The following is a 24742-nucleotide window of genomic DNA, read 5'->3' as shown; positions in this document are numbered from 1 at the left end:
TGCAGTCATCCAACTTCTCGTCACCCCGGGCTTGACCCGGGGCCTGCCTTGTCTTTTCTCGGTTGGGAAGAAGGAAGGCGGGTCCCGGGTCAAGCCCGGGATGACGAATAAGGACCGTCCGCTCACCACCCCAAAACGAACATACGGTGCGGCACCCGCTATTCGCGCGCCTTTGCCGCGGCGCGCACGTCTTGCGAGCGGGCCAGCGGCATGACAAGGATGTCGTCGCCGTCGACGATCACCGCGACATTTTCCATGCCGACGAGCGACACGCGCTTGCCGCCCGCGCGCACCAGATTGCCGTGGCTATCGTGAAGGAAAACGTCACCGGCAACGGCGTTTCCGTCGGCATCCTGATCGCCAAGGGCGTGGATCATGTGCCAGCTGCCGAGGTCCGACCAGCCCATCGAGACCGGAACGACGGCAACGCGGTCGTCCTTCTCCATCACGGCGTAATCGATCGAGTCGGACGGTGCCGCCTCGAACTGGATGGCGTCGGCGTAGAGTGCGTCGCCGTCGCGCATCCCGGCCGCGACGGCCCGATCGGCGGCCTCGAAAATCGCCCGGCAATGAGTGAGCATCGCGTCGCGCATCCGCGCCGCACGGAACAGGAATATGCCGGCGTTCCAGCTGTAGCCGCCCGCAGCGAGCATCGCCTCCGCATCGGCGAGCGGGGGTTTTTCGATGAAGCGGTCGACCGCAAAGCCCCCATCTTCGTCGGCGGCGCCCAGCGGCGCGCCGTCGGCGATATAACCGAACCCCGTTTCGGGACGGCTGGGCGCGATGCCGAAGGTGACGAGCCAATCGTGCTGCGCCAGCCGCACCCCCTTGGCGATCGCGGCGTGAAAGGCCGGAATATCGGCGATCACATGGTCGCTGGGCATCACGAGCAGCAGTGTATTGGCGTCAGCCTGTGCGACGGCCAATGCAATGGCGGCGGCGGTATTGCGCGGCATCGGCTCGACGAGCAACGCCGCCTCGCGGCCGTCCATCTGCTCGCGAACCGCCGCAACATGCGCGTCGCCGCACAGGATGACCGGCGGCAGGAAATCGGGACCCGCGGGTGTTCGCTGGACCGTCTGCCGGAACAGGCTCTGTCCGCCGGTTAGCGACAGGAATTGCTTGGCCCGGTCGCCGCGCGATTCGGGCCACAGGCGGGTGCCGGCACCGCCGCACAGGATAACGGGCTGGATCATCAGCGTCATGGCGCCGGTCTATCGCCTCCTGCGTGCGCGGTCATCCCTTCATTGACCGAAATGGCGAGTGTAAAATTAACCGACAGTTGACGCCTCGGCTGTAGTATCGGGGAAGCGAAAGGTTTGGTATTTTTCGATGTTCCGGCTGTTCAAACATTATGTCCCGCACGCCGTCGTCTGGCTGGCGCTAATCGAATTTCTTGCGCTGCTCGGCTCGGCCGAGGGGGCGTGGCATCTTTATGCGCGCCAGGCGGGGTTCGATGCGGGACCGCTCACCGACCGCTGGCTGCCGCTCGCGACCTTCGCCGTCGCCAATTCGCTCGCGATGATGGCGACCGGAATGTACGGCAACGAGGGGCTGCGTTCGATGCGCTTTGCGACCGCGCGCCTGCTCGCCGCCATCTCGCTCGGAGTCATTTTCCTGTCGGTCCTCGGCTTCCTGTTGCCGACCGCAACGCTGTGGCGCGCCAACAGCCTCTATGCGATGGTCCTGGCGATCGCCGCATTGTTCCTGATCCGCCTTGCGCTGACCCAGTCGGCCGGCACCAGTGCTTTTCGCCGCCGCATCCTGGTGCTGGGCGCCGGCCCGCGCGCGGCGCGGCTGGCGACGCTGGCCGAGGAGCCCGGAAGCGGGCTCGAGGTGGTCGGTTTCATCGCGATGAGTGGTGCCGAAAAGACGGTGCCGAGCGCGATTTCGCGTCAGGACATCGCCAATCTGTCGGACCATGTCGTCGCATTGCGCGCGGGCGAAGTCGTGCTGGCGCTCGAAGAACGGCGCAACGCGCTGCCGCTCGCCGACCTGCTTCGCGTCAAGACGACGGGGGTGCACGTCAACGATATTGCGAGCTTTATCGAGCGCGAGACGGGGCGCGTCGACCTTGCGACGACCAACCCCAGCGGGCTGATCTTTTCGGACGGATTTTCGGCGGGCCAGCGAATCTCGAAGGCCGGCAAGCGGCTGTTCGACATCATCGCCAGCCTGATCGTGCTGGTCCTCGGCCTGCCGCTGGTCGTCCTCGCCGGGATCGCGGTCATCCTCGATAGCCGGGGGCCGGTCTTCTATCGCCAGCCGCGCGTCGGGCTGTTCGGCGAACCCTATGATATTTTCAAGATCCGTTCGATGCGCACCGATGCCGAGGCCGGAGGCAAGGCGATGTGGGCGAGCGAGAACGACCCGCGCGTCACCCGCGTCGGCCGGATCATCCGCAAGCTGCGCATCGACGAACTGCCGCAGACCTGGTGCGTGCTGAAGGGCGACATGAGTTTCGTCGGCCCGCGTCCCGAACGGCCGAGTTTCGTCGACGAACTCGAAAAGCAGATGCCCTTTTATGCCGAACGGCACATGGTGAAGCCGGGCCTGACCGGTTGGGCACAGATCAACTATCCCTATGGCGCATCGGTCGAGGATGCGCGGGTAAAGCTCGAATACGACCTTTATTATGCGAAGAATTATTCGCCCTTCCTCGACCTGTTGATCCTGCTCCAGACGGTGCGTGTCGTGCTGTGGCCGGACGGCGCGCGGTAAAATCATGACCGCGCTCGCGGGCCTGTCCCAATTCCTGTCCACGCTGGCGCTCGCGGGTTTTGCGGGCGTCACGCTGTGGCTGCTCGTGCGGCCTCCCGCGCGGATGGCGGCGTTGATGCCGGCGCCGCAGTTGCTGACGATGGCGGCCGCCGCGACCGCGCTCTGGTGCGCCGCGGTCACTGCCTTCTCGCCCGGATCGTCGCAGGCGCTCGTCGTCCAGGCACTGCGCGATCTTGCGATGCTCGGCTGGCTCGGCGCGACCTTCTGGTCGGTGCGCGCGCCGATGTCGCGGCCGCTGCGGCTGATCCTGCGCATGCTGGTGACGATCTGCGTGCTGACGCTGGTTCTCGGTGCGGCCGCGCACCTGCGCGCGGGAGCCGAGGCCGAGCCATGGATGACGCCGACGCTGACCTTTGCCGCGATGGTCCTTGCCGTGGGCGGACTGTTGATTGTCGACGGCGGCGTTCGTCACGCCAGCGCCGGGCAGCGGATGCCGGTGATGGCGGTCGCGGGCGGCTTTGCGATGCTGTGGGCCTATGAACTCAACGTCCAGCTGATCGGCGCTTTGACCGGCCAGACGGCCACCGCGCTGATCGAGCTGCTTCCCGCCGTCGCGCTTCTGACCCTGCCGACCTATGTGATCGCCGCGATGGATGTCGGGCGCGAACGGATGCGGCTGTCGCGGACGGCGGCGATGCGCACGCTGCTGCTGCTAAGCGCCGCCGCCTATCTGATCCTGATCGGGCTTGCCGGCGCGGTCGCGCGGATGGTCGGCGGCGACTATGCCGTCCTCGCGCAGGCGACTTCGCTGGTCGTCGCGTTGGGTGCGGGCGGCCTTTTGCTCGCTTCCGCGCGCGCACGCGCGTGGCTTTCAGTGATGATTTCCAAGCATTTCTTCGAACATCGTTATGATTATCGCGCCGAATGGATGCGCTTCACCGCGACGCTCGGGCAAATTGGGGGGCAGGGGGGCGGCGAGGATGATCGCAACCTCTATCGCCGCGTCGCCAAGGCGCTCGCCGAGTTGACGGGCAGCCCTGCCGCGCTGTTGATGCTGCCCGACGCGTCGGGCGGTTTTCGCGTCGCCGAGCAATGGCATTGGCCCATCGGGATCGAGGAAGAGGCGACACTGTCGCTACGCTCGGCGTTCATGCTGCAGGAAACGCGGCATATCGTCGATCTTGATGCCCAGCGCCGGGGGCATGAGGGCGAGGATCTGGCGATCCCCGACTGGCTGATCGCCGACCAGCGCGCGTGGGTCGTCGTGCCGGTGCTGCATTTCCAGCGGATGATCGCGGTCGCGGTGCTGCACCGTCCAGCGGTGTCGCGCGCGCTCGACTGGGAAGACCTCGACGTGCTGCGCATCGCGGGACAGCAGGCAGCGAGCTACCTTGCCGAATCGCAGAGCCAGCAGGCGCTGTCGGAGGCGCGGCGGTTCGACGAGTTCAACCGTCGCTTTGCCTTCATCATGCACGACATCAAGAATCTGGCGAGCCAGATCGGGCTGCTCGCGCGCAACGCCGAACGCCACGCCGACAAGCCCGATTTCCGCGCCGACATGGTCGAGACGCTGAAGATTTCGGCGGGACGGCTCAGCGATCTTCTGGTCCGCCTGTCGCCGCGCGAGCGCGGGCCGGCGGCGGAGGCCGGGCGGATCCTGGTCGAACCCATATTGAACAACATCGCCGCCGAGGCGCGGCCGCGCCGCGCGCTGTTCGTCGGCTGCCAGACGGGATTGTCGGCGTGGGGCGATGCGGAATCGATCCGTCAGATCGTCCAGCACCTCGTCGCCAATGCGATCGACGCGTCGGACGCGGGAGCGCCGGTGCAGGTGGTCGCGGTCGCCGAACAGGGCCGCGCGCGGATCGACGTGATCGACCAGGGCAGCGGAATGACGCGCGGTTTCATCCGCGACGAACTGTTCAAGCCCTTCGTTTCGACGAAGGAGGCCGGCTTTGGCCTCGGCGCCTTTGAAGCGCTGCAGATCGCGCAGGCGCTGGGCGGTTCGATCGAGGTCGTGAGCGAGCCGGGCAAGGGCAGCAATTTCACCCTGTGGCTGCCGCTTGCCGATGCGCGGGGCGACGCGGGTGTCGACGCACGAATGATGAAAGTAGCATCGAAATGAACGAAAGCGGGACCACGGTCCGCAAACTGCTGGTGGTCGAGGATGACCCGGGGCTGCAGACGCAGCTCAAATGGGCGTATGAGGACTATCAGGTGTTTATCGCGGGCGACCATGACGCCGCGATCGAACTGCTGCGCGCCGAGGAGCCCGATGTGGTGACGCTCGACCTTGGCCTGCCGCCCGATCCCGACGGCACCCGCGAGGGGTTCCGGACGCTGAAGGCGATCCTCGAGGCGAAGGCCGATACCAAGGTCATCGTCGTGTCGGGGCATGGCGAGCGCGCGAGCGCGCTGACGGCGATCGCGAGCGGGGCGTGGGATTTCTACCAGAAGCCGATCGACATCGAGGAACTCGGACTGATCGTCCGCCGCGCCTTTCATGTGCGCGAACTCGAGGTCGAGAATGTCCGGCTCGCGGGGCAGGGCAGCGCCGACAATCGCGTCCTCGGCGGAATGATCACGGGTGCGCCCGAGATGCAGAAGGTCGCGCGCACGATCGAGCGCGTCGCGAACCTCGACGTCAGTGTGATGCTGCTCGGCGCGAGCGGCACCGGCAAGGAATTGCTCGCGCGCGGGCTTCATCAGGCAAGCGGGCGGCGCGACGGGGCGTTCGTCGCGATCAACTGCGCCGCGATCCCCGAGAATCTGCTCGAAAGCGAACTGTTTGGACACGAAAAAGGAGCTTTCACCGGCGCGGTCAAGACGACCGAGGGCAAGATCGAGCTCGCGCACGGCGGCACGCTTTTCCTCGACGAGGTCGGCGACATCCCGCTGCCATTGCAGGTCAAGCTGCTCCGCTTTTTGCAGGAGCGCACGATCGAGCGCATCGGCGGGCGCAAGGCGATTGCGGTCGACACCCGCATCGTGTGCGCAACGCACCGCGACCTCGATGCGATGATCGCCGACCAGAGCTTCCGCGACGACCTTTATTACCGGCTCGCCGAGATGGTGGTGAAGATCCCCTCGCTCGCCGAGCGGCCGGGCGACGCGGTGCTGCTCGCGCGGCATTTCCTCCACCAATATGCGCCCGAGATGAACCCCGCGGTGCGCGGCTTTGCCCCCGACGCGCTGCAGGCGATCGACGAGGGGCGCTGGCCGGGCAACGTCCGCGAGCTTGAAAACCGCATCAAGCGCGCCGTTATCATGGCCGACGGCAAGCTGGTGATGCGCGAGGATCTGGACATGGCGAGTGTCGAAGGCGCCAATGGAAGCGAGGAAGCGTGGCTGAACCTGCGCAGCGCGCGGGAGGCGGCCGACCGCGTCGCGATCCGCCGCGCGATGACGCAAAGCGAGGGCAATATCTCGCTCGCCGCCAAGCTGCTCGGGATCAGCCGGCCGACGCTGTACGATCTGCTCAAACAATATCGGATGCAGGCCTGAATGGGTTTTCGCCGCTTCTGGACGGGCGCGCTGCTGATCGCGGCGATGCTGCTGGGAGCATGCGATGGTGCGCCCCCAGCCGCGCCGCGCGACACGCTCGAACGGCGACGCGCCACGTTACAGGATGCGATTGCGGGTAACCCCACGGCGATCGTTCCGCGCGTCGAGCTGGCGCGGGTTGCGATCGCGCTGGGCGACGGGGTCGGCGCCGAGGCGGCGGTCAAGGGCGCGCTGGGTGCCGGGGCCAAGGAAGCCGCGCTGCGCCCGTTGCTCGCGCGCGCCTATGCGATGCAGGGGGAGCGCGCGCGCGCGCTCCAGACGCTCGATAGCGGGCCGATTATCCCCGAAATGATAGGCGAGGCGGCATGGGTCGCGGGCGATGTCCATCTGGCGAATGGTGACCTTGGCGCGGCGCGCGAAGCCTATGACCGCGCGGTGCACGAACTGCCGCGCAACGCGGCGCTGTGGGTCGATGTCGCGCGCTTTCGCGATGCCAATGCCGATGTGCTCGGCGCGCGCGATGCGGTCGATTATGCGATCGAACTCGACAAGGCGAATAGCGCCGCGCTCGCGTTCAAGGCGAACCTTGTGCGGACCGAAGAGGGGCTCAAGGCCTCGCTCGACTGGTACGACGACGCGCTCGCCGCTGACCCCGACAACGCCGATGCGCTGATCGAGCAGGCGGCGACGCTCGGCGATCTTGGCCGCTACCGCGACATGCTCGTCGCGCTGCGCCATGCCGCGACCCTCGTCCCGCGCGACCCGCGCCTTTATTATCTCCAGGCCGTGCTCGCGGCGCGCGCCGACAATTACCGGCTCGCGCGCAGCCTGCTGCAGCGGACACGCGGCGAACTCGACGGACAACCTTCGTTCATGCTGCTCAGCGCGATCGTCGAACTCGAACTGGGCGGCGAGGCGGTCGCCGCGACCTGGGCCGACCGGCTGCTTGCCGAGCAGCCGGGCAATTTCACCGCGCGCCGGATCCTCGCCGCCGCCGACTGGGCCGACGGCGACGCCGATGGCGCGATCGAGGCGCTGCTGCCCGTCGTCGACCGCCCCGATGCCGACAGCTGGTCGCTGCTCCTCGCCGCGCGCGCCGCGGCCGAACTCGGTCGGCGCGGCGAATCGGCCGACTATCTGGCGCGCGCCGCGACGCTGATGCGCGGCGAGGCGGTGCCCTTTGCCGTGAGCAACGACTATGGCCTGCTGACGATGGCGGCCGACGCCGAGCCGCTCGATCCGGCCAAGGCGATCCCGGCAATTTCCGCCGATATATTGAGTGGGAACAGCGCGCGTGCGATCGGACGCGCGACCAGGCTGCGCGATGCGAACCGCGGCGTTTCCGATGCGCATATCCTGCTCGGCGACGCGGCGCTCGCCGGCGGGCGGTACGATCTCGCGGTGCAGGCCTATCGCGCGGCGCGCGACCTCGATGCCAGCGAACGCGCGGCGCTCCGGCTCGCCAACGCGCTTTTCCGCGCCGGCGACGCCGCGGGGTCCGGCGCCGCTATCCTCGCGCTGCGTGACAGCCAGCCGTCGAGTATCGCCGCCGACCGGCTCGCCGGGCACCTCGCGATGGATATCGAGCATTGGGACCAGGCGATCGCCCATTTTGAGCGCGTGCGCAGCCGGATCGGCAATCGCGATGCGGTGATCTTGCGCGAACTCGCGCGGGCGTGGGCTGCAAAGGGCGATGGCGATCGCGCGCTGCCGCTGATCGACCGTGCGTACCGGCTCCAGCCGCTGAATGCCGGGATCATGGAATTTTACGCCGACCTGCTAGACAGGCGCGACAAGAAACAGGCCGCAGCGGATCTGCGCGACAAGGCGGCGCAGATCGGGCGGTAGGATAATTGAAATGGCGGCTTTCGACCGGAAGTAGCCGTTCCCCGGCGAAGGCCGGGGCCCAGAGCGCTCGAGAGCAAGCGTGAGTTGGTAACACTCTGGGCCCCGGCCTTCGCCGGGGAACAGGGGTTACAGCTTACGCCCGCATCCTACCCGAAAGCGGAAAGAGTCAGGCCTCGGTGAGGTCGAGCAAAGTGCGCGCGTCGAGGCCGATGCGGCGCATCTGCTGCGCGACGGGGGGCCAGACATTGGCGAGGAAATCGGCGCGCATCAGGTCGCGAAGCCGCTCGGTCGCGCCCTCGGCGACGAACATGCCGACACCACGCTTCACCGTAACCAAGCCTTCGTCCTGGAAGGTCTGATACGCCTTGGCGACGGTCAACGGGTTGGCGCCTTCCTCCGCGGCGAGCGAGCGGACCGACGGCAACATGTCGCCGTCGCGAAAACTGCCGTCGAGGATGGCGTTGGCGATGACATCGCGCAGACGCTGGTACACGGGTTTGGACTGATCGAGCATGCCGCCTTAATGCCATAAGACAGCAGCACAGTCAAATACGGCTAATTACAAATTCAGTCCGGAATATGAAACTAAATTTCCCAACTGCGGACGACATCGTCATAATCGGGCCGCGGGCGCTCATCGAGATCCCTCGATGCGGTGCCAAGGAAGAAATAGCCGACGATCGTATCGCCGTCGCCCGCACCGAACGCCGCGGCGACCTCAGCGCTATAAGCGGCCCAGCCGGTCAGCCAGCTGCCGACGAAACCGTGCGCGTGCGCGGCGTGGAGCAGGTTCATGCCGACCGCGCCCGCCGACATCTGCTGTTCCCAGACCGGGATCTTGCTCCCGGGAACCGGCGTCGAGAGCAGGACGAGCAACGTCGGCGCCTGATGTGCGAACTGGTCGAGCGCCGACAGGTCGAGACCAGCGGCGCCCGGATTCTCCTTCACCCAGCTCCTCTTGAGCAGCGTTGCCAAGGCTTCGCGCTGCTCGGCCGCGACCGTGACGATGCGCCATGGCGCGAGCTTGCCATGGTCGGGCGTGCGCAGTGCGAGCGCGATGATCTCGTGCAAGGCCCTGGCATCGGGGCCGGGCGCCACCATGTCGCGGGCCTTTCCCGAACGGCGGGTGGTAAGGTGGGCGAGGAGCGAGGAGCGGTCGTTGAACATGAAGCGCCATGTGGCGTTTTCCGCGCGTCAACGCAAGTGTTGCGAACGATTCGCAACAATTTTGGCCCGTCCCGAACGGTTTCTGGCGTAATTAGATTCTTCCCATACGCAATTTTCGCGCTAGGTTGCCCCATTCGCGCGGCGGGAGGCCGCAGACAAGATAATCGAAATAAGGGACGCTTTGATGAAAGAGATTGGCCTTTGGGACGAAGGCGACTGGATCGCGGTTATCGCGCTGGTCGTTTTGGGGGTGTTCCTCACCGTCGGGGCGCTCATCGCCGGAAGCAAGAAACCCGAGTTCGCCGGCCATCCCAAGGGCCTCTACATGCTCTTCTTCGCCGAAATGTGGGAGCGTTTCTCCTATTACGGCATGCGCGCGCTGCTCATCTTTTATCTGACGCAGCACTGGCTGTTTTCGGACGGCAAATCGAACCTGATCTACGGCGCCTATACCAGCCTCGTTTATATCACCCCGGTGCTGGGCGGTTATCTGGCCGACCGCTATCTGGGGCAGCGCAAGGCGGTGCTGTTTGGTGGCGTCCTGCTTGCCTGCGGCCATTTGTTCATGGCGTTCGAGGGTGTCGGCGGACAGGAAGATGCGACGATCAACGTCTTCTGGTTCGCGCTCGCGCTGATCATCGTCGGCGCGGGCTTCCTGAAGGCGAATATCTCGGTGATGGTCGGCCAGCTTTATCGCCTGACCGACATGCGCCGTGACGCGGCCTATACCATTTTTTACATGGGAATTAACGTCGGCGCCGCGCTCGGTACCATCCTCGTCGGCTACCTTGGTCAGAAGATCGGCTGGGCCTATGGCTTCGGCCTTGCTGGCATTGGCATGGTTGCCGGCCTGATCGTCTTCGTGCTCGGCAAGAATGCCCTGCTCGGCGCGGGCGAAGCCCCGGCGCCGCTGACGAAGCAGAAGGAAACGATCATCTATGGCACCGGCCTTGCCGCGGTCGCGGTGATGTGGGCGCTCGTCCAGTATCAGGATATCATTCAGAATTTGCTGATCGTCTCGGGCCTCGCGCTGCTCGGCTATGTGCTTTACGAGAGCTTCAAGCTGCCCAAGGAACCGCGCGAGCGCATGTTCGCGATCCTGTTCCTGATCGCGCTCAACCCGCTGTTCTGGGGCCTGTTCGAGCAGGCGGGCGGCAGCTTCAACCTCTACACCGACCGCTATGTCGACAAGGGCGGCGTGCCTGCGTCGGTGTTCCAGTCGATCAACCCGATCTATATCATCCTCTTCGCGCCGATCTTTGCGGCGCTGTGGCAATGGCTCGGCAAGAAGGGTCTCGAACCCTCGGCACCCGCGAAATTTGCCCTCGCGCTCGCGCAGGTCGGGCTGGGCTTCCTCGTCTTCGTCTGGGGCGCCGGCACCGTCGGACCCGAAGTCGCGACGCCCGTCCTCTTCGTCTTCCTGCTCTACATGCTCCATACGATGGGCGAGCTTTGCCTGTCGCCCGTCGGCCTCAGCGCGATGAACCGGCTGGCGCCGAGCTTCCTTGCCTCGCTGATCATGGGCGCCTGGTTCTATATGACCGCGGTCGGCAATTTCGTCGCGGGCAAGATCGGCGAAGCGACCGGCGGCGAGAGCGGCGACATGACCAAGGAAGCGACGCTCGGCATCTATTGGCAGATCGGCCTGATCACCCTGGGCGTCAGCATCCTCATTCTCGCGCTGTCGCCGATCGTGAAGAAATGGATGCACCTCGATACGCTGCGCGACCGCGACGAGGGCATCCCGGGCACGGGCGAACTCGGCGAGCCGCAAGCCGCCGGCACGCATCCCAAGGGGGCATAAACATGATCCGGGGTGTGAAGGGCAGCCTGCTGGCTGCGGTGTCGCTGGCGTTCGCGGGTTGCGCGGCGACGGGTGACGAAGCGAAGTCGGCGGGCGACAAGCCCGCCGCCGCCGAAAAGCCGGTCAAGTTCAACAAGGACCCATACCCGTCGACCTACAAGGCGTACCCGAGCCGGTCGACCGTGGTGCGCGGGGTCACGATCTTCGACGGCGAAGGCGGGCGGATCGACAATGGCACCGTCGTGCTGGTGAACGGCAAGGTCGAGGCGGTCGGCGCCGCCGATACGCCGGTTCCCGCCGATGCCGACATGGTCGACGGCGCGGGCAAGTTCGTCACCCCCGGCGTGATCGACATCCACAGCCACCTCGGCGACTATCCTTCGCCCGGCGTCGAGGCGCATTCGGACGGCAACGAGGCGACCGCGCCGACGACCCCCGAAGTCTGGTCCGAACATAGCGTCTGGCCGCAGGACCCGGGTTTCAGCCGCGCGCTCGCCAATGGCGGCGTGACCAGCTTGCAGATCCTGCCGGGCAGCGCGAACCTGATGGGCGGGCGCTCGATCACGCTCAAGAATGTCCCGTCGCGCACGGTGCAGGGGATGAAATTTCCCGGCGCGCCTTATGGCCTCAAAATGGCGTGCGGCGAGAATCCGAAGCGCGTCTATGGCGGCAAGGGCCGCATGCCTTCGACGCGCATGGGCAATTTCGCGGTCAACCGCGCGACCTGGGCGAAAGCGGCCGCGTACAAGAAGAAGATGGACGGCGGCAAGGCTGTCGACCGCGACCTTGCGATGGAAACGCTCGCGGGCGTGCTGTCGGGCGAGATACTCATCCACAACCATTGCTACCGCGCCGATGAAATGGCGCTGGTGATCGATATGAGCAAGGAGTTCGGTTACAAGGTATCGACCTTCCACCATGCGGTCGAAAGCTACAAGATCGCCGACCTGCTCGCCAAGGAAGGCATTTGTTCGGCGATGTGGGCCGACTGGTGGGGCTTCAAGATGGAAGCCTATGACTCGGTGCCCGAGAATATTCCGCTGGTGTACAAGGCGGGGGCGTGCACGATCGTCCATTCGGACGACGCGAACCAGATCCAGCGACTGAACCAGGAAGCCGCCAAGGCGCTGAAATCGGGTCGCCGCATGGGCATCCGGATCAGCGACGAACAGGCGTGGACCTGGCTGTCGTACAATCCCGCCAAGGCGCTCGGTATCGGCGACAAGACGGGCAGCCTCAAACCCGGCAAGATGGCCGACGTCGTGCTGTGGAACGGCAATCCGTTCAGCGCCTATACCCGCCCCGAAAAGGTGTGGATCGACGGCGCGCTGATGTTCGACGCGATGGATCCCAAGCGCCGCCCGGTGAGCGATTTCGAGCTGGGCCAGCCCGGCGAAGGAGACGTGAAATGATGCGCGCGCTGTTTCTTTCTGCCGCTGCGCTGATTGCGGCTCCGGCTGCGGCGCAGGACATCGCGATCGTCAATGCCAAGCTCGTCATCGGCGACGGCAGCGCGCCGGTCGAAGGCGGCACCGTCGTCGTGCGCGGCGGCAAGGTCGTTGCGGCGGGCGCGGGCGTCGCGGTTCCCGCCGGGATCGAGCGCGTCGATGCGCAAGGCCATTATGTGACGCCGGGTATCGTCGCCGCGTTCAGCCGCGTCGGCCTGACCGAAGTCGATGCGGTCAGCGGCACCAACGACCGGTCGGCGACGCGCTCGCGCTTCTCCGCCGGGCTCGATATTGCGCCCGCGCTCAATCCGATGGGCTCGCCGGTCGCGGTCAACCGCGCATCGGGCGTTACCCGCGCGATCGTCGCGCCGGGCAGCAGCAGCAATTTGTTCGCGGGCCAGGGCGCGGTCGTCGATCTCGCCGACGACATGGAGATGGTGACGCGCCCGCGCGCGCTGCAATATGTCGCGTTCGGCGAGGACGGGTCGGCGAAGGCCGGCGGCAGCCGCGCGGCGACCTTCCTGCTCTTTCGCGAACAATTGCTCGCCGCGCGCAGCTATGCCGGCAATCCCGCGACGCTTGCCGAATGGGGCAATGACGCGATGATCCAGCGCGCCGACGCCGATGCGCTGGTGCGCGTGATCGACGGCACGACGCCGCTGTTCGTCCGCGTCGACCGTGCCGTCGACATCGTGAATGTACTCAAGCTCAAGGGCGAGTTCCCCGCGCTGAAGCTCGTGCTGGTCGGGGTGACCGAAGGCTGGCTCGTCGCGCGCGAGCTTGCCGCCGCCAAAGTGCCGGTGCTTGTCTCGCCGCTCACCGACCTGCCGGGCAGTTTCGAGCAACTCGGTGCGACCCAATCGAACGCCGGACGGTTGAAGGCCGCGGGTGTTGACGTGGCGGTTGGTGTGTTCGACGACGACGATGCGCACAAAATGGGCTATGCAACGCAATATGCCGGCAACCTCGTCGGACTGGCGAAGCTGCCGGGCGCGAGCGGCATGACCTGGGACCAGGCCTTTGCTTCGATCAGCAGCGCCCCGGCGCGTGCGGTCGGGATGGATGGCAGCATCGGGTCGCTCCGGCCCGGGCGCGTCGGCGACGTCGTGATCTGGGACGATGATCCGCTTGAGTTGGGCAGCCGCCCGACCGCCGTGTGGATCGACGGCAAGGCGCAGTCGCTGACGACGCGGCAGGACCGGCTGCGCGACCGCTATGCGACCCCGCAGGAAGGGGCGCTGCCCAAGGCTTACGACAGATAGGCGCCGCGCCTGACCAACGCGATGCCGGTGAGGAGGAGGGAAGGATCCCAATGCAACCGATGTCGCTTTTGGTCACGACGTGCGTCCTGTTCGTCGGCACGCATTTCATTTTGTCGCACCCGCTGCGCGCGCCGCTCGCCGATCGGATGGGCGAGCGCGCGTTCCAGGTCGTCTATTCGGTGGTCGCGATCGCGACCTTCATCATGGTCGTACAGGCATGGCGCGGCATGCCGCCCGAACCGCCGATGTGGGCGGTCGGCGACGGGCTGTGGATCGTTGCGTCGCTGACCGTGCTGTTCGCGAGCATCCTTTTCATGGGGTCGCTGATCGGCAATCCCGCGCTGCCCGCGCCAAACGCCGCCTTCGCCGCACAGGGGGCGCCGCGCGGGGTCTTTGCGATCACGCGGCATCCGATGATGTGGGGTTTTGCGCTCTGGGCCTTAGCGCACGCGCTGGTGGTGCCGACCGGCGCACAATTTGTGCTGTCGGGTATGATCGCCTTCCTCGCGCTCGCCGGTTCGGCGGGGCAGGACATCAAAAAGGCGCGGCTGATGGGCGATGCCTGGCGTCATTGGGCGGCGCGGACAAGCTTCATCCCCTTTGCCCGCCAATTGAGCGGCGCGACGCCGTGGGGCGATACGATCCCGCGCCCGCACGCGCTGTTCGGCGGTATCATACTGTGGCTGGCCGCGACCTGGTCGCATGGCGCGCTCGGCTATATGGTCGCGGGCATCTGGCGCTGGATGGGCTGATCGATGCACGATGCGACGAAGACCGCCGACCTGTCGCTTCGTTTGCTCGGACGGCCGCTCGACGAACTCGACGATGACGAGCGCCGCGTTCTCGACGCCATCGCCGAACGCCGCCTGACCAGCCGCGACGCCGCCGACCTTGTCGACAAGGAAGCCAGTTTCGGCGCCCGCCTGTCCGACCGTGTTGCCGCGGTGGGCGGGTCGTGGGGCTTCATCATCCTGTTCACCGTGGTGCTGCTCGGCTGGATGCTGCTCAATTCGGAGGTGCTGTCGCGCTGGGGGCTGGCGTTCGATCCCTATCCGTTCATCTTCCTCAACCTGATGCTGTCGACGCTCGCGGCGGTGCAGGCGCCGATCATCATGATGAGCCAGAACCGCGCATCGGCGAAGGACCGCATCGCCGCGGGGCTCGATTATGAGATCAATTTGCGCGCCGAGCTGGAGATCATGCGGCTGCACCACAAGCTCGATGAGCTGATGGGTGAGGTGAAGGGGTTGAAAGCTTCTCCTTCCCCTTGATGGGGGAGGCAGCGAGACTTGCCAGCTTGCTGGCTAGTCGCAGTGGTGGGGGTGCGGTCCCGGCCTGAAACTGCAGTTTATGGACGCACCATCACCCTCATCCAGCTTCGCCTAATCGCTTCGCGATAAGGCTTCATATCCTTCTCCCATCAAGGGAGAAGGCGTTTTCAAAGCCGCACCATCCGCATGCCCATTTCGCCGTAGCGCGGCCCACTCGTCCCGCCCTTCGGTGCCGCCGCCTCGATTGCCGCGAGGTCGGCAGCCGTCAGAGTGACCTCGGCCGCCCCCACACTGTCTTCCATCGTCGCGCGGCGCTTGGTGCCCGGGATCGGGACGATGTCGTCGCCCTGCGCGAGCAGCCAGGCCAGCGCGACCTGCGCCTTCGACACGCCATGCCGGTCGGCGACCGCGCCGATCGCGTCGACGATTGCGAGGTTGGCGGGCAGATTTTCGTCCGAATAGCGCGGGTCGTTCCGGCGCCAGTCATTCTCGGGCAGCTCGTCGCGGCTGCGCACCGCGCCCGCGAGGAAACCGCGGCCGAGCGGCGAATAGGGGACGAAGCCGATGCCGTTTTCGCGGCAGACGCCCAGGATCTCGTCCTCGATATCGCGTTCCCAGATCGAATATTCGCTTTGCAGCGCGGTAATCGGCGCGGCCTTCGCGGCGCGGCGGATCGTTTCGGGGCCAGCTTCCGACAGCGCGATATGGCGAACCTTGCCCTCGTTCACGAGCTCCATCATACCGCCGACGACCTCTTCGATCGGGATCGAAGGGTCGACGCGGTGCTGGTAGAAAAGGTCGATCGTGTCGATGCCGAGCCGTTTCAGCGAGCCTTCGCACGCGGCGCGGGCGTTGGCGGGCGAACCGTCGACGCCGGTGATCTGCTTGCCCTCGAACTTGAAGCCGAACTTGGTCGCGATGACGAGCCCGTCGCGCTTGCCCTTGATCGCTTCGCCAAGCAGCTCCTCGTTCGAGAAGGGGCCATAGATTTGCGCGGTGTCGAAAAAGGTGACGCCAAGGTCGATCGCGCGGTGGATCGTGCGCGTCGATTCGTCGACGTCGGCCGCCTCGCCATAGAGGATATTGCCGCCCTTGATCATCGGCATGCAGCCGATGCCGATCGCCGAGACTTCGAGGCCGTGGCCGAGCTTGCGATATTTCATGGAGTTTCTCCTGATGTGGGGGCCTTGTCGTCGAGCCCGTCGGCGGCATATTTTGTGGCCGCCACGTCACCTATAACGTTACCGAGTGTCCGGAAGATGTCGGGAAAGGTCTCGACCGCGACGAGCAGCCCCAGCGGTGCGACGGGAACTCCCATCGACACCGCGATCGGCGCGATCGAGGTCACGAAGCTGATCGATCCGGGCAGGCTGACCGAACTCAGCGCCGCGGCCATCGCGACACCAAGGCCGACCGCCATTTCCCACGGGGTCAATTCGATGCCGAACAGCCACGCGACATAAACGACGACCGCGAGGTTCATCGCCGGGCTGGTGAAGCGGAACAGCGCGACCGCGAGCGGCAGGACGACGTCGGCCTTTTTGGGGTCGACGCCAAGCTCCTCCGACGATTTCAGCATCGCGGGCAGGCTGGCGAGCGAGCTTTGGGTGCTGATCGCGACCGCCAGCGTTGGCACCATCGCGCGGACGAAGTGCTGCAGCGGGATGCCGACGACGAGCCACGCGAGCAGGAGGCCGAGGATGATGCAGCTGATACCGACCCCCGACAGGATCAGGACATAATGGATCAGCCCGCCGAATGCCGCGACGCCAGCCTTGACCGCGAGCGCATATCCGAGCGCAAAAACGCCGATCGGCGCGAGCGCGAGGACCCAGCCGATGACGATCAGCATCGCGTCGCCCAAGGCCTTGAACAGCCCCGAGAGCGTCGCGCGCTGTTCGGGCTCGAGCCGCGTGATCGCAAAGGCAAAGATGGTGGTGAAGACGATCAGCGGCAGGATTGCGGTTTCGGCGGCCGCCGCGATCGGATTGGTCGGGATCAGCGAGAGCAGGAAATCGCCGAAGGTCGGCGATGGCCCCGCCTCGGTCGTGCCGCCGAGGCCGTGGCGCAGCGCCTCGGCCGCACCCGCGGAGAGAGGAAAGAGCCGCAGCAGCAGCGGCGTCATCAGCAGCGACATCAGTCCCGACAGGAAGATCGCGCCGAGAAAGATCATCACGGCGCGGAAGGCCAGTTTTCCAGCCCGCGCCGCGTCGGCGGTCGCGGTGATGCCGGTGATCAGCAGCGCGACGACCAGCGGGACGATCGTCATCTTGAGCGCGTTGAGCCACAAGAGGCCGATGGGTTCGATATAGGGAAGCGAAGCGGTCCCGGCGTCGGGCGAAACCAGCTCGACGCCGATCCCCAAAAGCATACCGGCGATGAGCGCCGACAGGATAAACCAAGCGGATTTCAAGACAGATTCTCCCGGCGATTTTTCTGGCCAGCTTGCCAAGCAAAAGAGGGTGACATAGAGCACCTCCCGGCAGAAGTGGGAACCGGTTTTTGGGCCGGGAAATGCTCCACGGGGGCCATCCCGTGGACGCCGGGGCAGGCATTGGTCTGATCATCGGCTTAAGTAGCAGAGGTGGCATGCGCAAGTTTTTCGGAACCGACGGGATTCGAGGGTTAACCAATCAGGTGCCGATGACGGCCGAGGTCGCGATGCGCGTCGGCATGGCCGCGGGCGCACATTTCCTGCGCGGCGACCACAAGCACCGCGTCGTGATCGGCAAGGACACCCGATTGTCGGGCTATATGCTGGAAAACGCGCTCGTCGCGGGCTTTACCAGCGTCGGCATGGATGTGGTGCAGGTCGGCCCGATGCCGACCCCCGCGATTGCGATGCTGACGCGCTCGATGCGCGCCGACCTGGGTGTGATGCTGTCGGCGAGCCATAATCCCTATTACGACAATGGCATCAAGCTGTTCGGCCCCGACGGATATAAATTGTCCGACGAGGATGAGGCGCAGATCGAACATCTGCTGACGCAGGAGCCGAAGCTTGCCGACGCCGCGCATATCGGGCGCGCGAAGCGCATCGACGACGCGCGCGGCCGCTATATTCACGCGGTGAAGCAGAGCTTGCCCGAGTCCGTTCGCCTCGACGGGCTGCGGATCGTGCTCGATTGCGCCAATGGTGCGGCGTACAACAGCGCGCCGACGGTGTTCTGGGAACTCGGCGCCGATGTGGTCGCGATCGGGGTCACGCCGAACGGGATCAACATCAACGACAAATGCGGATCGACCGCGCCCGTGCTGCTCCAGGAAACGGTGGTCGCGAGCGGCGCCGACATCGGGATCGCGCTCGACGGCGACGCCGACCGGCTGATCGTCGTCGACGAAAAGGGCAGGGTCGTCGACGGCGACCAGATCATGGGCCTGATCGGCGCGAGCTGGGCGCGGCAGGGGCGGCTAAAAGGCGGCGGCGTCGTTGCGACGGTGATGTCGAACCTCGGGCTCGAACGCTTTCTCGAAGGCGAGGGGCTGCGGCTCGAGCGCACGAAAGTCGGCGACCGCTATGTGCTCGAACGCATGAAGGAGGGTGGGTTCAACGTCGGCGGCGAACAGTCGGGGCATATGATCCTGTCGGACTATGCGACGACCGGCGACGGCACACTCGCGGCGTTGCAGGTGCTCGCCGAACTGGTCGCGTCGGGCAGGCCGGCGAGCGAATTGCTGCACCAGTTCGACCCCGTGCCGCAGCTTTTGAAAAACGTTCGTTTTGCCGGCGGCAAGCCGCTCGACGACGCGCATGTCCAGGCCGCGATCGCCGAGGGCGAGGCGGCGCTGAACGGGCGCGGCCGCCTTGTGATCCGCCCGTCGGGAACCGAACCGCTGATCCGCGTGATGGCCGAGGGCGACGACGCCGGGCAGGTCGAGCGCGTCGTCGACATGATCTGCGACGCGGTACGCGCCGCCGCCGCATAAACATTTGATTTTTTAGGACTGAAAGAGACTTATCATGCTTGAAATGCGACCCGATTGCGAAAAGTGCGGCCGCGACCTGCCGGCCGACGTCCATGGCGCCTTCATCTGCTCGTTCGAATGCACTTTCTGCGCGAACTGCGCCGACAAGCTCGACGAGATTTGCCCCAATTGCGGCGGCGACCTGCTCGACCGCCCGCTGCGCGAAGGCGCGGCGTTGGCGAAGTTCCCCGCCTCGACGGAGCGAAAGCATAAGGGGTGACTTTTTCTCATTTTCGTCATGCCGGACTCGATCCGGCATCCATCGCTGCCTCGGCGTCATGGACCCCGGATCAAGCCCGGGGTGACGAAGATTCTGATGGTGAACCGTGACTGCACGCGTCCTGATCATTGCCGGGTCCGATAGCGGCGGCGGCGCGGGCATCCAGGCCGACATCAAGACGGTCACGATGCTCGGCGGCCATGCGATGACAGCAATCACCGCGATCACGGCGCAAAATACGCTCGGTGTTCAGGGCGTCCATCCGGTTCCGGTCGACATGGTGTTGATGCAGATCGACAGTGTTGCCGCCGACATCGGTGTCGATGCGGTCAAGATCGGGATGATCGGCAGCGCCGAAACTGCCGCGGCGGTGGCGGAGCGGCTCACACAGCCCGACCTCGCGCAAGTGGCGCTGGTGTTCGACCCGGTGATGGTGGCGACGAGCGGGTCGGTGCTCGCCGATAGCGCGACGATCGATGCCTTTCGGGCGCTGCTCGACCGCGCGATGGTTGCGACGCCCAATTTGCCCGAGCTTGAAGCGCTGGGCGGCGAGGATGCGGTGCTCGCGCATGGCTGTTCGCTGCTGGTCAAGGGCGGCCATGCCGAGGGCGAGACGGTGATCGACCGCTTGCTCGAGACGGGCGAGGGCGAGGTCGCGCGCTGGGAAGCGCCGCGGATCGACACGAAACACAGCCACGGCACCGGATGCACGCTGGCGAGCGCGATCGCGACGGGGCTGGCGCAAGGCATGCCGCTCGAACCCGCGATCGCACGCGCGCGCGATTTTGTGCGGCTTTCGCTGCTCGATGCGCCGGGGCTTGGGCAGGGCCACGGCCCGATGGGGCAGCAGTTCGTGCGCAACGACGGGTTGTTCACCGGCCCGGCGCTCAACCAGATCACCTTGCCGGCAGCCGATTACGCGGCGTCGGTCGCCTTCTACAAGCAGATGGGCTTGAAGCAGATCGTCGACAGCCCGGACAACGGTTATGCGCGGTTCGAGGCCGCCAACGGCGTCACGCTGTCGATCCATGACGGCGACGGCGCGGCGGGCTGCGCGGCGACCTATCTCGAAAGCGGCGCGCTCGATGCGTGGGTCGCCTATCTGGCGCGGCGCGGCGTGCGGTTCGAGCAGATGCCGAAGGACGAGGAATGGGGCTGGCGCGAGGCGCGGCTGACCGATCCGGCGGGCAATCGCCTGTGCCTGTACCAAGCGGGCGAATATCGGAGGTATCCGCCGTGGCGCATATAGCCACCCTCCCGCTTGCCGGGAGGGATAGATGATCGTCGGGGTCGACGAAGCCGGGCGCGGCCCGCTCGCGGGGCCGGTGGTCGCGGCGGCGGTGCTGCTTTGCGAGGGCGGCATCCCCGGTCTCGACGATAGCAAGAAACTCACCGCGAAACGGCGCGCCGAACTCGAAGCCCAGATCAAGGCGCGCTGCCGCTGGGGCGTCGGCGAGGCGAGCGTCGAGGAGATCGACCGCATCAACATCTTGCAGGCGACCTTGCTCGCGATGACGCGCGCGGTCGAGGCGCTCGGTTTCGAGCCCGCAGAGGTGCTGGTCGACGGCAATCGGTTGCCGCGCTGGCGCTACACCGCGCGCGCCATCGTTGGCGGCGATGCAAGCCATCCGTGCATTTCGGCCGCGAGCATCATCGCGAAGGAGCATCGCGACCGCTTCATGGTTGCCATGGCGCGCGATTTCCCCGGCTTTGGCTGGGAAACCAACATGGGTTATGGTACCGCGCAGCATCTCGCGGCGCTGCGGCAGCATGGCCCCACGCCGCTCCATCGGACCAGTTTTGCCCCGGTCGCACAAATGCAGCTGGTCTGAATCGAGGAGACGGCGATGAGCAGGGGATTCACGGCCGACGATGTGTCGGCCCAAACCGGGCGCATCTTCCTTGTCACCGGTGCCAATGCCGGGATCGGCTACGAAACCACGAAGATATTGGCCGCGCGCGGGGCGCATGTGATCCTCGCATGCCGCGATGCGGGCCGGGCAGAGGCGGCGATGAACCGCATCCGCATCGATGTTCCCGCCGCCGAGCTGTCGTTCCAGCCGCTCGATCTCGCCGATCTCGATCAGGTGCGCGACGCGGCGAAGGCCGTGCTCGCGGGGCCGCGGATCGACGTGCTGATCAACAACGCGGGTGTGATGATTCCGCCCAAGACGCTGACCAAGCAGGGTTTCGAACTGCAATTCGGGGTCAACCATCTCGGCACCTTTGCCCTCACGGGGCTGCTGTACGGCCATGTCGTCGACCGCATCGTCATCACCTCGAGCATCGCGCACAAGGGCGGCGAGATCGATTTCAGCGACCTGTCGGCGTCGCGCAGCTATCATAACTGGCAGCGTTACCAGACGAGCAAGCTCGCGAACCTGCTCCACATGTTCGAGCTCGACCGGCGGCTCGGCGCCGCGGGGCGCTCGACGCAGGCGATCGGCTGCCATCCGGGGGTCGCGCTCACCGAACTGACGCGGCACCTGCCGATGCCGCTCCGCGCGATGACCCCGCTCGCCGGGCCCTTCTTCAACAGCGCGGCGCAGGGCGCGTGGCCGACCTTGCAGGCGGCGACGGGCGCGCATGTGCAGGGCGGCGACTATCTGGGGCCACAGGGCCTCGGCGAGGTGTCGGGACGCTCGGGTCCCGCGCGCGCGACGCGCACCGCGCGCGATCCGAAGCTCGCGCGCGAGCTGTGGGCGCGGTCGATCGATCTGACCGGCGTCGATCCGGGGATTTGAGCCGCATCCCCGAGCGAAGACGAGGGGCCCGTTCGAGCGTAGCGAGAACCTGCACCGTCGCGGCCTCGGCTTCGCTCGGCCCAGCCCCTCGTCTTCGCTCGGGGATGCGGATTTTGAACTTTTCGGGAATTTTTTTTCGCCAGTGAGTCCTCATCGCCACACCACCAGTGGTTGAGTCCTCGAGTCGCCGACGACTCCATATGCTGTGCCAGACTCCTTTCGTTCTCATCGCGTTAACCAGTTGGAGAGGCGGAATCCCTAGAGTCTGGAGCTTGACGGCGGGTGTCGCCGGACTCATCAGGGCCTTCTTGCGATTATGGACGCGGTTAAGAACAGGGGCGAAACATGGGTGTGATGGAACGGGTGAAGACCCCGGCGGTGAAACAGCGCACGGCGAAAACGGCGCCCGTGGATCTGCCGCTCGACAGCATCCTGCAAGGCGATTGCGTCGAGATGATGCGCAGCCTACCCGCCGCGTCGGTCGACATGATCTTCGCCGATCCGCCGTATAATCTCCAGCTTGGCGGCGATCTCCTTCGCCCCGACGGGAGTCAGGTCGATGCGGTCAACGACGAATGGGACAAGTTCGACAGCCTCGCGACCTATGACCGCTTTACCCACGCGTGGCTGAAGGAAGCGAAGCGCATCCTGAAACCCGGCGGCAGCATCTGGGTGATCGGCAGCTATCACAACATCTTCCGCGTTGGCACCGCGTTGCAGGACCAGGGATACTGGATCCTCAACGACGTCGTGTGGCGCAAGGCGAACCCGATGCCCAATTTCAAGGGCACGCGCTTCACCAACGCGCATGAGACGCTGATCTGGGCTTCGATGGGCGAGAAAGCGCGTTACACCTTCAACTATCGCGCGATGAAGACGCTGAACGACGAATTGCAGATGCGCAGCGACTGGCTGATCCCGATCTGCGGCGGGCAGGAACGGCTCAAGAAGGGCGGCACCAAGGTCCACCCGACGCAGAAGCCCGAGGCGCTGCTCTATCGCATCCTGCTTGCCTGTTCGAACCCCGGCGACGTGATCCTCGATCCCTTTTTCGGCACCGGCACGACGGGCGCGGTCGCGAAGCGCCTCGGCCGCCACTATATCGGCATCGAACGCGAGGATGACTATATCGCCGCCGCGAAGGAACGCATCGAAATGGCGCTGCCGCTCGACGAGAGCGCGGTGAAGACGATGATGGCGCCGCAGGCCGCGACGCGTGTCGCGTTCGGCACTTTGGTCGAGGGCGGGCTGATTGCGCCGGGAACGGTGCTGACCGATACGAAGCGCCGCTGGAAGGCGAAGGTGCGCGTTGACGGCAGCCTCGAATGCGAAGGCCAGCCCGCGGGGTCGATCCACAAGGTCGGCGCGGGCGTGCAGGGCGCGCCGAGCTGCAACGGCTGGACCTTCTGGCACGTTGACAATGGCAAGGAGCTCCGCGTGATCGACGCGGTGCGGCAGGACTGGCTGCTGGCGAACGAGGCGTAACGCTGCCCATTAAAACTCCGTTCGCCCTGCGCTTGTCGAAGCCTGTCCTGAGCGCCTGCAAGGCAGTCGAAGGGGGCTGTCCTTCTCTTCTATGCTGCAAAGGAAGAACGGTGCTTCGACAAGTTCAGCACGAACGGGTAGGGGGCGAGCAATGTTCGCACCTTTGACCAAAGCCGACCTCGGCAACGCCTCCGCCGGCGCCCAAATCTATTGCCGCCCGACCTGCTTCGTCGACCGGCCGCACGAACTCGACGACGCCTGTCTGAGGATCGCCGACACGATGGTCTGGTTCGCCGCGTGGCATATCAGCCTGCGCGATGGTGCCAGCGTCAAATCGGCGATCGTCGCGGTTCCCGAATGGGCCGGCTGGATTGCGGCCATGCCCGACACGCTTGCACAGGCGGCGGCGGCGCAGCGCGCCGGGGTAGCCCGTCCGCGCGGCGTTCTTCAGCTCGGCGAACGGACGATCCGGCTGAACGAGCCGCAGCTCATGGGCATATTGAACGTCACGCCCGACAGCTTTTCGGACGGCGGCAAGCATGTCGACACCGCCGCGGCCGCCGAAGCCGGTTTCGCGATGGGATCGGCGGGCGCGGCGATCATCGACGTCGGCGGGGAATCGACCCGCCCGGGCGCGCCGCTGGTTTGGGAAGGCGACGAGATCAAGCGCATCGAAGGCGTGGTGTCGGCTTTGTCCAAGGGCGGCGTCGCGGTCTCGATCGACACGCGCAAGGCCGCGGTCATGGAGGCGGCGCTCGCGGCGGGGGCGACGATCGTCAACGATATTTCGGCATTGCGGTACGACGACCGCGCGATGGAGGTGGTAGCGAAGGCCGGCTGCCCGGTCGTGCTGATGCACGCGCCGTCGGCGAAGAGCGACCCGCACGAGGGCGGCTCTTACGCACATGTCCTGTTCGACGTTTACGACATGCTCGGCGAGCGCGTGGCCGCTTGTATCGCGGCGGGGGTCGATCCGGCGAAGATCATCGTCGATCCGGGGCTGGGTTTCGGCAAGAGCGTCGCTGACAATCTGGCGCTCATCAACGGCCTTGCGCTGTTCCACACGCTCGGATGCCCGATCCTGTTCGGGGCGAGCCGAAAGCGGATGATCGGCGCGCTCGACAATGAGGCGGCGGCCGACCAGCGGCTCGGCGGCACGGTCGCGCTGCACTATCAGGCGGCCGCGCAGGGGGCACAGCTGCTGCGCGTCCACGACATTGCTGAGAATCGCCAGGCGCTGCGCGTGTGGCGTGGGCTGAGGGATGCGGCGCTGACCGCTTAGCCCCTCCCTTTCAGGGAGAG

At 66.0% G+C, this 24742-nt stretch carries 21 protein-coding genes; 16 read left to right on the top strand and 5 right to left on the bottom strand.

Annotation, left to right across the window (positions count from 1 at the left end; all coding sequences use genetic code 11):
- Nucleotides 1-158: 158 nt before the first annotated feature.
- Nucleotides 159-1205 carry a mannose-1-phosphate guanylyltransferase gene (locus V6M50_RS08230; protein ID WP_332818070.1) on the bottom strand — a complete coding sequence of 349 codons (1047 nt, stop codon included), beginning with the start codon at nt 1203-1205 and terminating at the stop codon, nt 159-161.
- 127 nt (nt 1206-1332) lie between these two features.
- On the opposite strand from V6M50_RS08230, the gene V6M50_RS08225 reads away from it, so the two are divergent.
- Genes V6M50_RS08225 through V6M50_RS08210 form a run of 4 tightly spaced genes read left to right on the top strand, consistent with a single transcriptional unit; the run spans nt 1333 to nt 8073 of the window.
- Nucleotides 1333-2721, top strand: a complete 1389-nt coding sequence (locus tag V6M50_RS08225) for a TIGR03013 family XrtA/PEP-CTERM system glycosyltransferase (RefSeq protein WP_332818069.1) — start codon at nt 1333-1335, stop codon at nt 2719-2721.
- Between the two features lie 4 nt (nt 2722-2725).
- Nucleotides 2726-4846 carry an XrtA/PEP-CTERM system histidine kinase PrsK gene (prsK, locus tag V6M50_RS08220; protein WP_332818068.1) on the top strand — a complete coding sequence of 707 codons (2121 nt, stop codon included), beginning with the start codon at nt 2726-2728 and terminating at the stop codon, nt 4844-4846.
- Nucleotides 4843-6225, top strand: coding sequence for a PEP-CTERM-box response regulator transcription factor (gene prsR, locus V6M50_RS08215; RefSeq protein WP_332818067.1), 1383 nt, complete (start codon nt 4843-4845; stop codon nt 6223-6225). Before prsK ends, prsR begins: the two co-directional genes overlap by 4 nt.
- Complete coding sequence (locus tag V6M50_RS08210; protein ID WP_332818066.1) at nt 6226-8073, top strand: tetratricopeptide repeat protein; 1848 nt, start codon at nt 6226-6228, stop codon at nt 8071-8073. It abuts the gene before it with no gap.
- A 166-nt stretch (nt 8074-8239) separates the two neighbouring features.
- Here the strand turns inward: V6M50_RS08210 and V6M50_RS08205 are convergent, their stop codons facing one another.
- Together V6M50_RS08205 and V6M50_RS08200 are read right to left on the bottom strand one after the other, a co-directional pair.
- Nucleotides 8240-8587 (bottom strand): GntR family transcriptional regulator, encoded by a 348-nt coding sequence (locus V6M50_RS08205; RefSeq protein ID WP_332818065.1) that lies wholly within the window; start codon nt 8585-8587, stop codon nt 8240-8242.
- Between the two features lie 71 nt (nt 8588-8658).
- Complete coding sequence (locus tag V6M50_RS08200; protein ID WP_332818064.1) at nt 8659-9240, bottom strand: nitroreductase family protein; 582 nt, start codon at nt 9238-9240, stop codon at nt 8659-8661.
- Between the two features lie 184 nt (nt 9241-9424).
- On the opposite strand from V6M50_RS08200, the gene V6M50_RS08195 reads away from it, so the two are divergent.
- The 5 genes from V6M50_RS08195 to V6M50_RS08175 are packed head-to-tail and all read left to right on the top strand — an operon-like array spanning nt 9425 to nt 15025.
- Complete coding sequence (locus V6M50_RS08195) at nt 9425-11044, top strand: peptide MFS transporter (protein ID WP_332818063.1); 1620 nt, start codon at nt 9425-9427, stop codon at nt 11042-11044.
- A 2-nt stretch (nt 11045-11046) separates the two neighbouring features.
- Nucleotides 11047-12456: an amidohydrolase gene (locus V6M50_RS08190; RefSeq protein ID WP_332818062.1), complete on the top strand. Its 1410-nt coding sequence runs from the start codon at nt 11047-11049 to the stop codon at nt 12454-12456.
- Nucleotides 12453-13754 carry an amidohydrolase family protein gene (locus V6M50_RS08185; protein ID WP_332818061.1) on the top strand — a complete coding sequence of 434 codons (1302 nt, stop codon included), beginning with the start codon at nt 12453-12455 and terminating at the stop codon, nt 13752-13754. The genes V6M50_RS08190 and V6M50_RS08185 overlap by 4 nt, the downstream gene beginning before the upstream one ends.
- A gap of 50 nt (nt 13755-13804) precedes the next feature.
- Entirely contained in the window at nt 13805-14506 is a 702-nt protein-coding gene (locus tag V6M50_RS08180; protein WP_332818060.1) for an NnrU family protein, read from the top strand.
- Nucleotides 14507-14509: 3 nt separating this feature from the next.
- Nucleotides 14510-15025 carry a DUF1003 domain-containing protein gene (locus tag V6M50_RS08175; protein ID WP_332818059.1) on the top strand — a complete coding sequence of 172 codons (516 nt, stop codon included), beginning with the start codon at nt 14510-14512 and terminating at the stop codon, nt 15023-15025.
- 167 nt (nt 15026-15192) lie between these two features.
- Here the strand turns inward: V6M50_RS08175 and V6M50_RS08170 are convergent, their stop codons facing one another.
- Together V6M50_RS08170 and V6M50_RS08165 are read right to left on the bottom strand one after the other, a co-directional pair.
- Nucleotides 15193-16188, bottom strand: coding sequence for an aldo/keto reductase (locus V6M50_RS08170; protein ID WP_332818058.1), 996 nt, complete (start codon nt 16186-16188; stop codon nt 15193-15195).
- Nucleotides 16185-17438 (bottom strand): dicarboxylate/amino acid:cation symporter, encoded by a 1254-nt coding sequence (locus V6M50_RS08165; RefSeq protein WP_332818057.1) that lies wholly within the window; start codon nt 17436-17438, stop codon nt 16185-16187. Before V6M50_RS08165 ends, V6M50_RS08170 begins: the two co-directional genes overlap by 4 nt.
- A gap of 176 nt (nt 17439-17614) precedes the next feature.
- Here V6M50_RS08165 and glmM point away from each other — a divergent pair, with 176 nt between their 5' ends.
- The 7 genes from glmM to folP all read left to right on the top strand — a co-directional run bounded on the left by glmM (nt 17615) and on the right by folP (nt 24722).
- The gene (gene glmM, locus V6M50_RS08160; RefSeq protein WP_332818056.1) at nt 17615-18952 is read left to right on the top strand and encodes a phosphoglucosamine mutase; all 1338 of its coding nucleotides are present in this window, start codon (nt 17615-17617) and stop codon (nt 18950-18952) included.
- Nucleotides 18953-18986: 34 nt separating this feature from the next.
- A complete protein-coding gene (locus tag V6M50_RS08155) occupies nt 18987-19211 on the top strand; it encodes a DUF1272 domain-containing protein (protein ID WP_332818055.1) in 225 nt (74 codons plus the stop codon).
- Nucleotides 19212-19317: 106 nt separating this feature from the next.
- Complete coding sequence (thiD, locus tag V6M50_RS08150; RefSeq protein WP_332818054.1) at nt 19318-20460, top strand: bifunctional hydroxymethylpyrimidine kinase/phosphomethylpyrimidine kinase; 1143 nt, start codon at nt 19318-19320, stop codon at nt 20458-20460.
- Nucleotides 20461-20488: 28 nt separating this feature from the next.
- Nucleotides 20489-21043, top strand: a complete 555-nt coding sequence (locus V6M50_RS08145; protein ID WP_332818053.1) for a ribonuclease HII — start codon at nt 20489-20491, stop codon at nt 21041-21043.
- Between the two features lie 15 nt (nt 21044-21058).
- Nucleotides 21059-21955: an oxidoreductase gene (locus V6M50_RS08140; RefSeq protein ID WP_332818052.1), complete on the top strand. Its 897-nt coding sequence runs from the start codon at nt 21059-21061 to the stop codon at nt 21953-21955.
- A gap of 345 nt (nt 21956-22300) precedes the next feature.
- Entirely contained in the window at nt 22301-23440 is a 1140-nt protein-coding gene (locus V6M50_RS08135) for a site-specific DNA-methyltransferase (RefSeq protein ID WP_332818051.1), read from the top strand.
- Between the two features lie 151 nt (nt 23441-23591).
- A complete protein-coding gene (gene folP / locus V6M50_RS08130; protein ID WP_332818050.1) occupies nt 23592-24722 on the top strand; it encodes a dihydropteroate synthase in 1131 nt (376 codons plus the stop codon).
- Nucleotides 24723-24742: the final 20 nt, after the last annotated feature.

The sequence above is a fragment of the Sphingopyxis sp. genome, from assembly GCF_036675685.1.
Taxonomy (GTDB): Bacteria; Pseudomonadota; Alphaproteobacteria; order Sphingomonadales; family Sphingomonadaceae; genus Sphingopyxis.
This window is presented reverse-complemented; position numbering and strand designations above follow the sequence as displayed.

What these genes read in the sequence shown, in the direction of transcription:
- V6M50_RS08200 (WP_332818064.1), bottom strand. Translation starts at nt 9,240, where the DNA reads ATGTTCAACGACCGCTCCTCGCTCCTCGCCCACCTTACCACCCGCCGT.
- V6M50_RS08210 (WP_332818066.1), top strand. Translation starts at nt 6,226, where the DNA reads ATGGGTTTTCGCCGCTTCTGGACGGGCGCGCTGCTGATCGCGGCGATG.
- prsR (WP_332818067.1), top strand. Translation starts at nt 4,843, where the DNA reads ATGAACGAAAGCGGGACCACGGTCCGCAAACTGCTGGTGGTCGAGGAT.
- V6M50_RS08155 (WP_332818055.1), top strand. Translation starts at nt 18,987, where the DNA reads ATGCTTGAAATGCGACCCGATTGCGAAAAGTGCGGCCGCGACCTGCCG.
- V6M50_RS08195 (WP_332818063.1), top strand. Translation starts at nt 9,425, where the DNA reads ATGAAAGAGATTGGCCTTTGGGACGAAGGCGACTGGATCGCGGTTATC.
- V6M50_RS08225 (WP_332818069.1), top strand. Translation starts at nt 1,333, where the DNA reads ATGTTCCGGCTGTTCAAACATTATGTCCCGCACGCCGTCGTCTGGCTG.
- V6M50_RS08135 (WP_332818051.1), top strand. Translation starts at nt 22,301, where the DNA reads ATGGGTGTGATGGAACGGGTGAAGACCCCGGCGGTGAAACAGCGCACG.
- V6M50_RS08190 (WP_332818062.1), top strand. Translation starts at nt 11,047, where the DNA reads ATGATCCGGGGTGTGAAGGGCAGCCTGCTGGCTGCGGTGTCGCTGGCG.
- folP (WP_332818050.1), top strand. Translation starts at nt 23,592, where the DNA reads ATGTTCGCACCTTTGACCAAAGCCGACCTCGGCAACGCCTCCGCCGGC.
- V6M50_RS08140 (WP_332818052.1), top strand. Translation starts at nt 21,059, where the DNA reads ATGAGCAGGGGATTCACGGCCGACGATGTGTCGGCCCAAACCGGGCGC.
- V6M50_RS08205 (WP_332818065.1), bottom strand. Translation starts at nt 8,587, where the DNA reads ATGCTCGATCAGTCCAAACCCGTGTACCAGCGTCTGCGCGATGTCATC.
- prsK (WP_332818068.1), top strand. Translation starts at nt 2,726, where the DNA reads ATGACCGCGCTCGCGGGCCTGTCCCAATTCCTGTCCACGCTGGCGCTC.
- V6M50_RS08175 (WP_332818059.1), top strand. Translation starts at nt 14,510, where the DNA reads ATGCACGATGCGACGAAGACCGCCGACCTGTCGCTTCGTTTGCTCGGA.
- V6M50_RS08230 (WP_332818070.1), bottom strand. Translation starts at nt 1,205, where the DNA reads ATGACGCTGATGATCCAGCCCGTTATCCTGTGCGGCGGTGCCGGCACC.
- V6M50_RS08145 (WP_332818053.1), top strand. Translation starts at nt 20,489, where the DNA reads ATGATCGTCGGGGTCGACGAAGCCGGGCGCGGCCCGCTCGCGGGGCCG.
- V6M50_RS08185 (WP_332818061.1), top strand. Translation starts at nt 12,453, where the DNA reads ATGATGCGCGCGCTGTTTCTTTCTGCCGCTGCGCTGATTGCGGCTCCG.
- glmM (WP_332818056.1), top strand. Translation starts at nt 17,615, where the DNA reads ATGCGCAAGTTTTTCGGAACCGACGGGATTCGAGGGTTAACCAATCAG.
- V6M50_RS08170 (WP_332818058.1), bottom strand. Translation starts at nt 16,188, where the DNA reads ATGAAATATCGCAAGCTCGGCCACGGCCTCGAAGTCTCGGCGATCGGC.
- V6M50_RS08180 (WP_332818060.1), top strand. Translation starts at nt 13,805, where the DNA reads ATGCAACCGATGTCGCTTTTGGTCACGACGTGCGTCCTGTTCGTCGGC.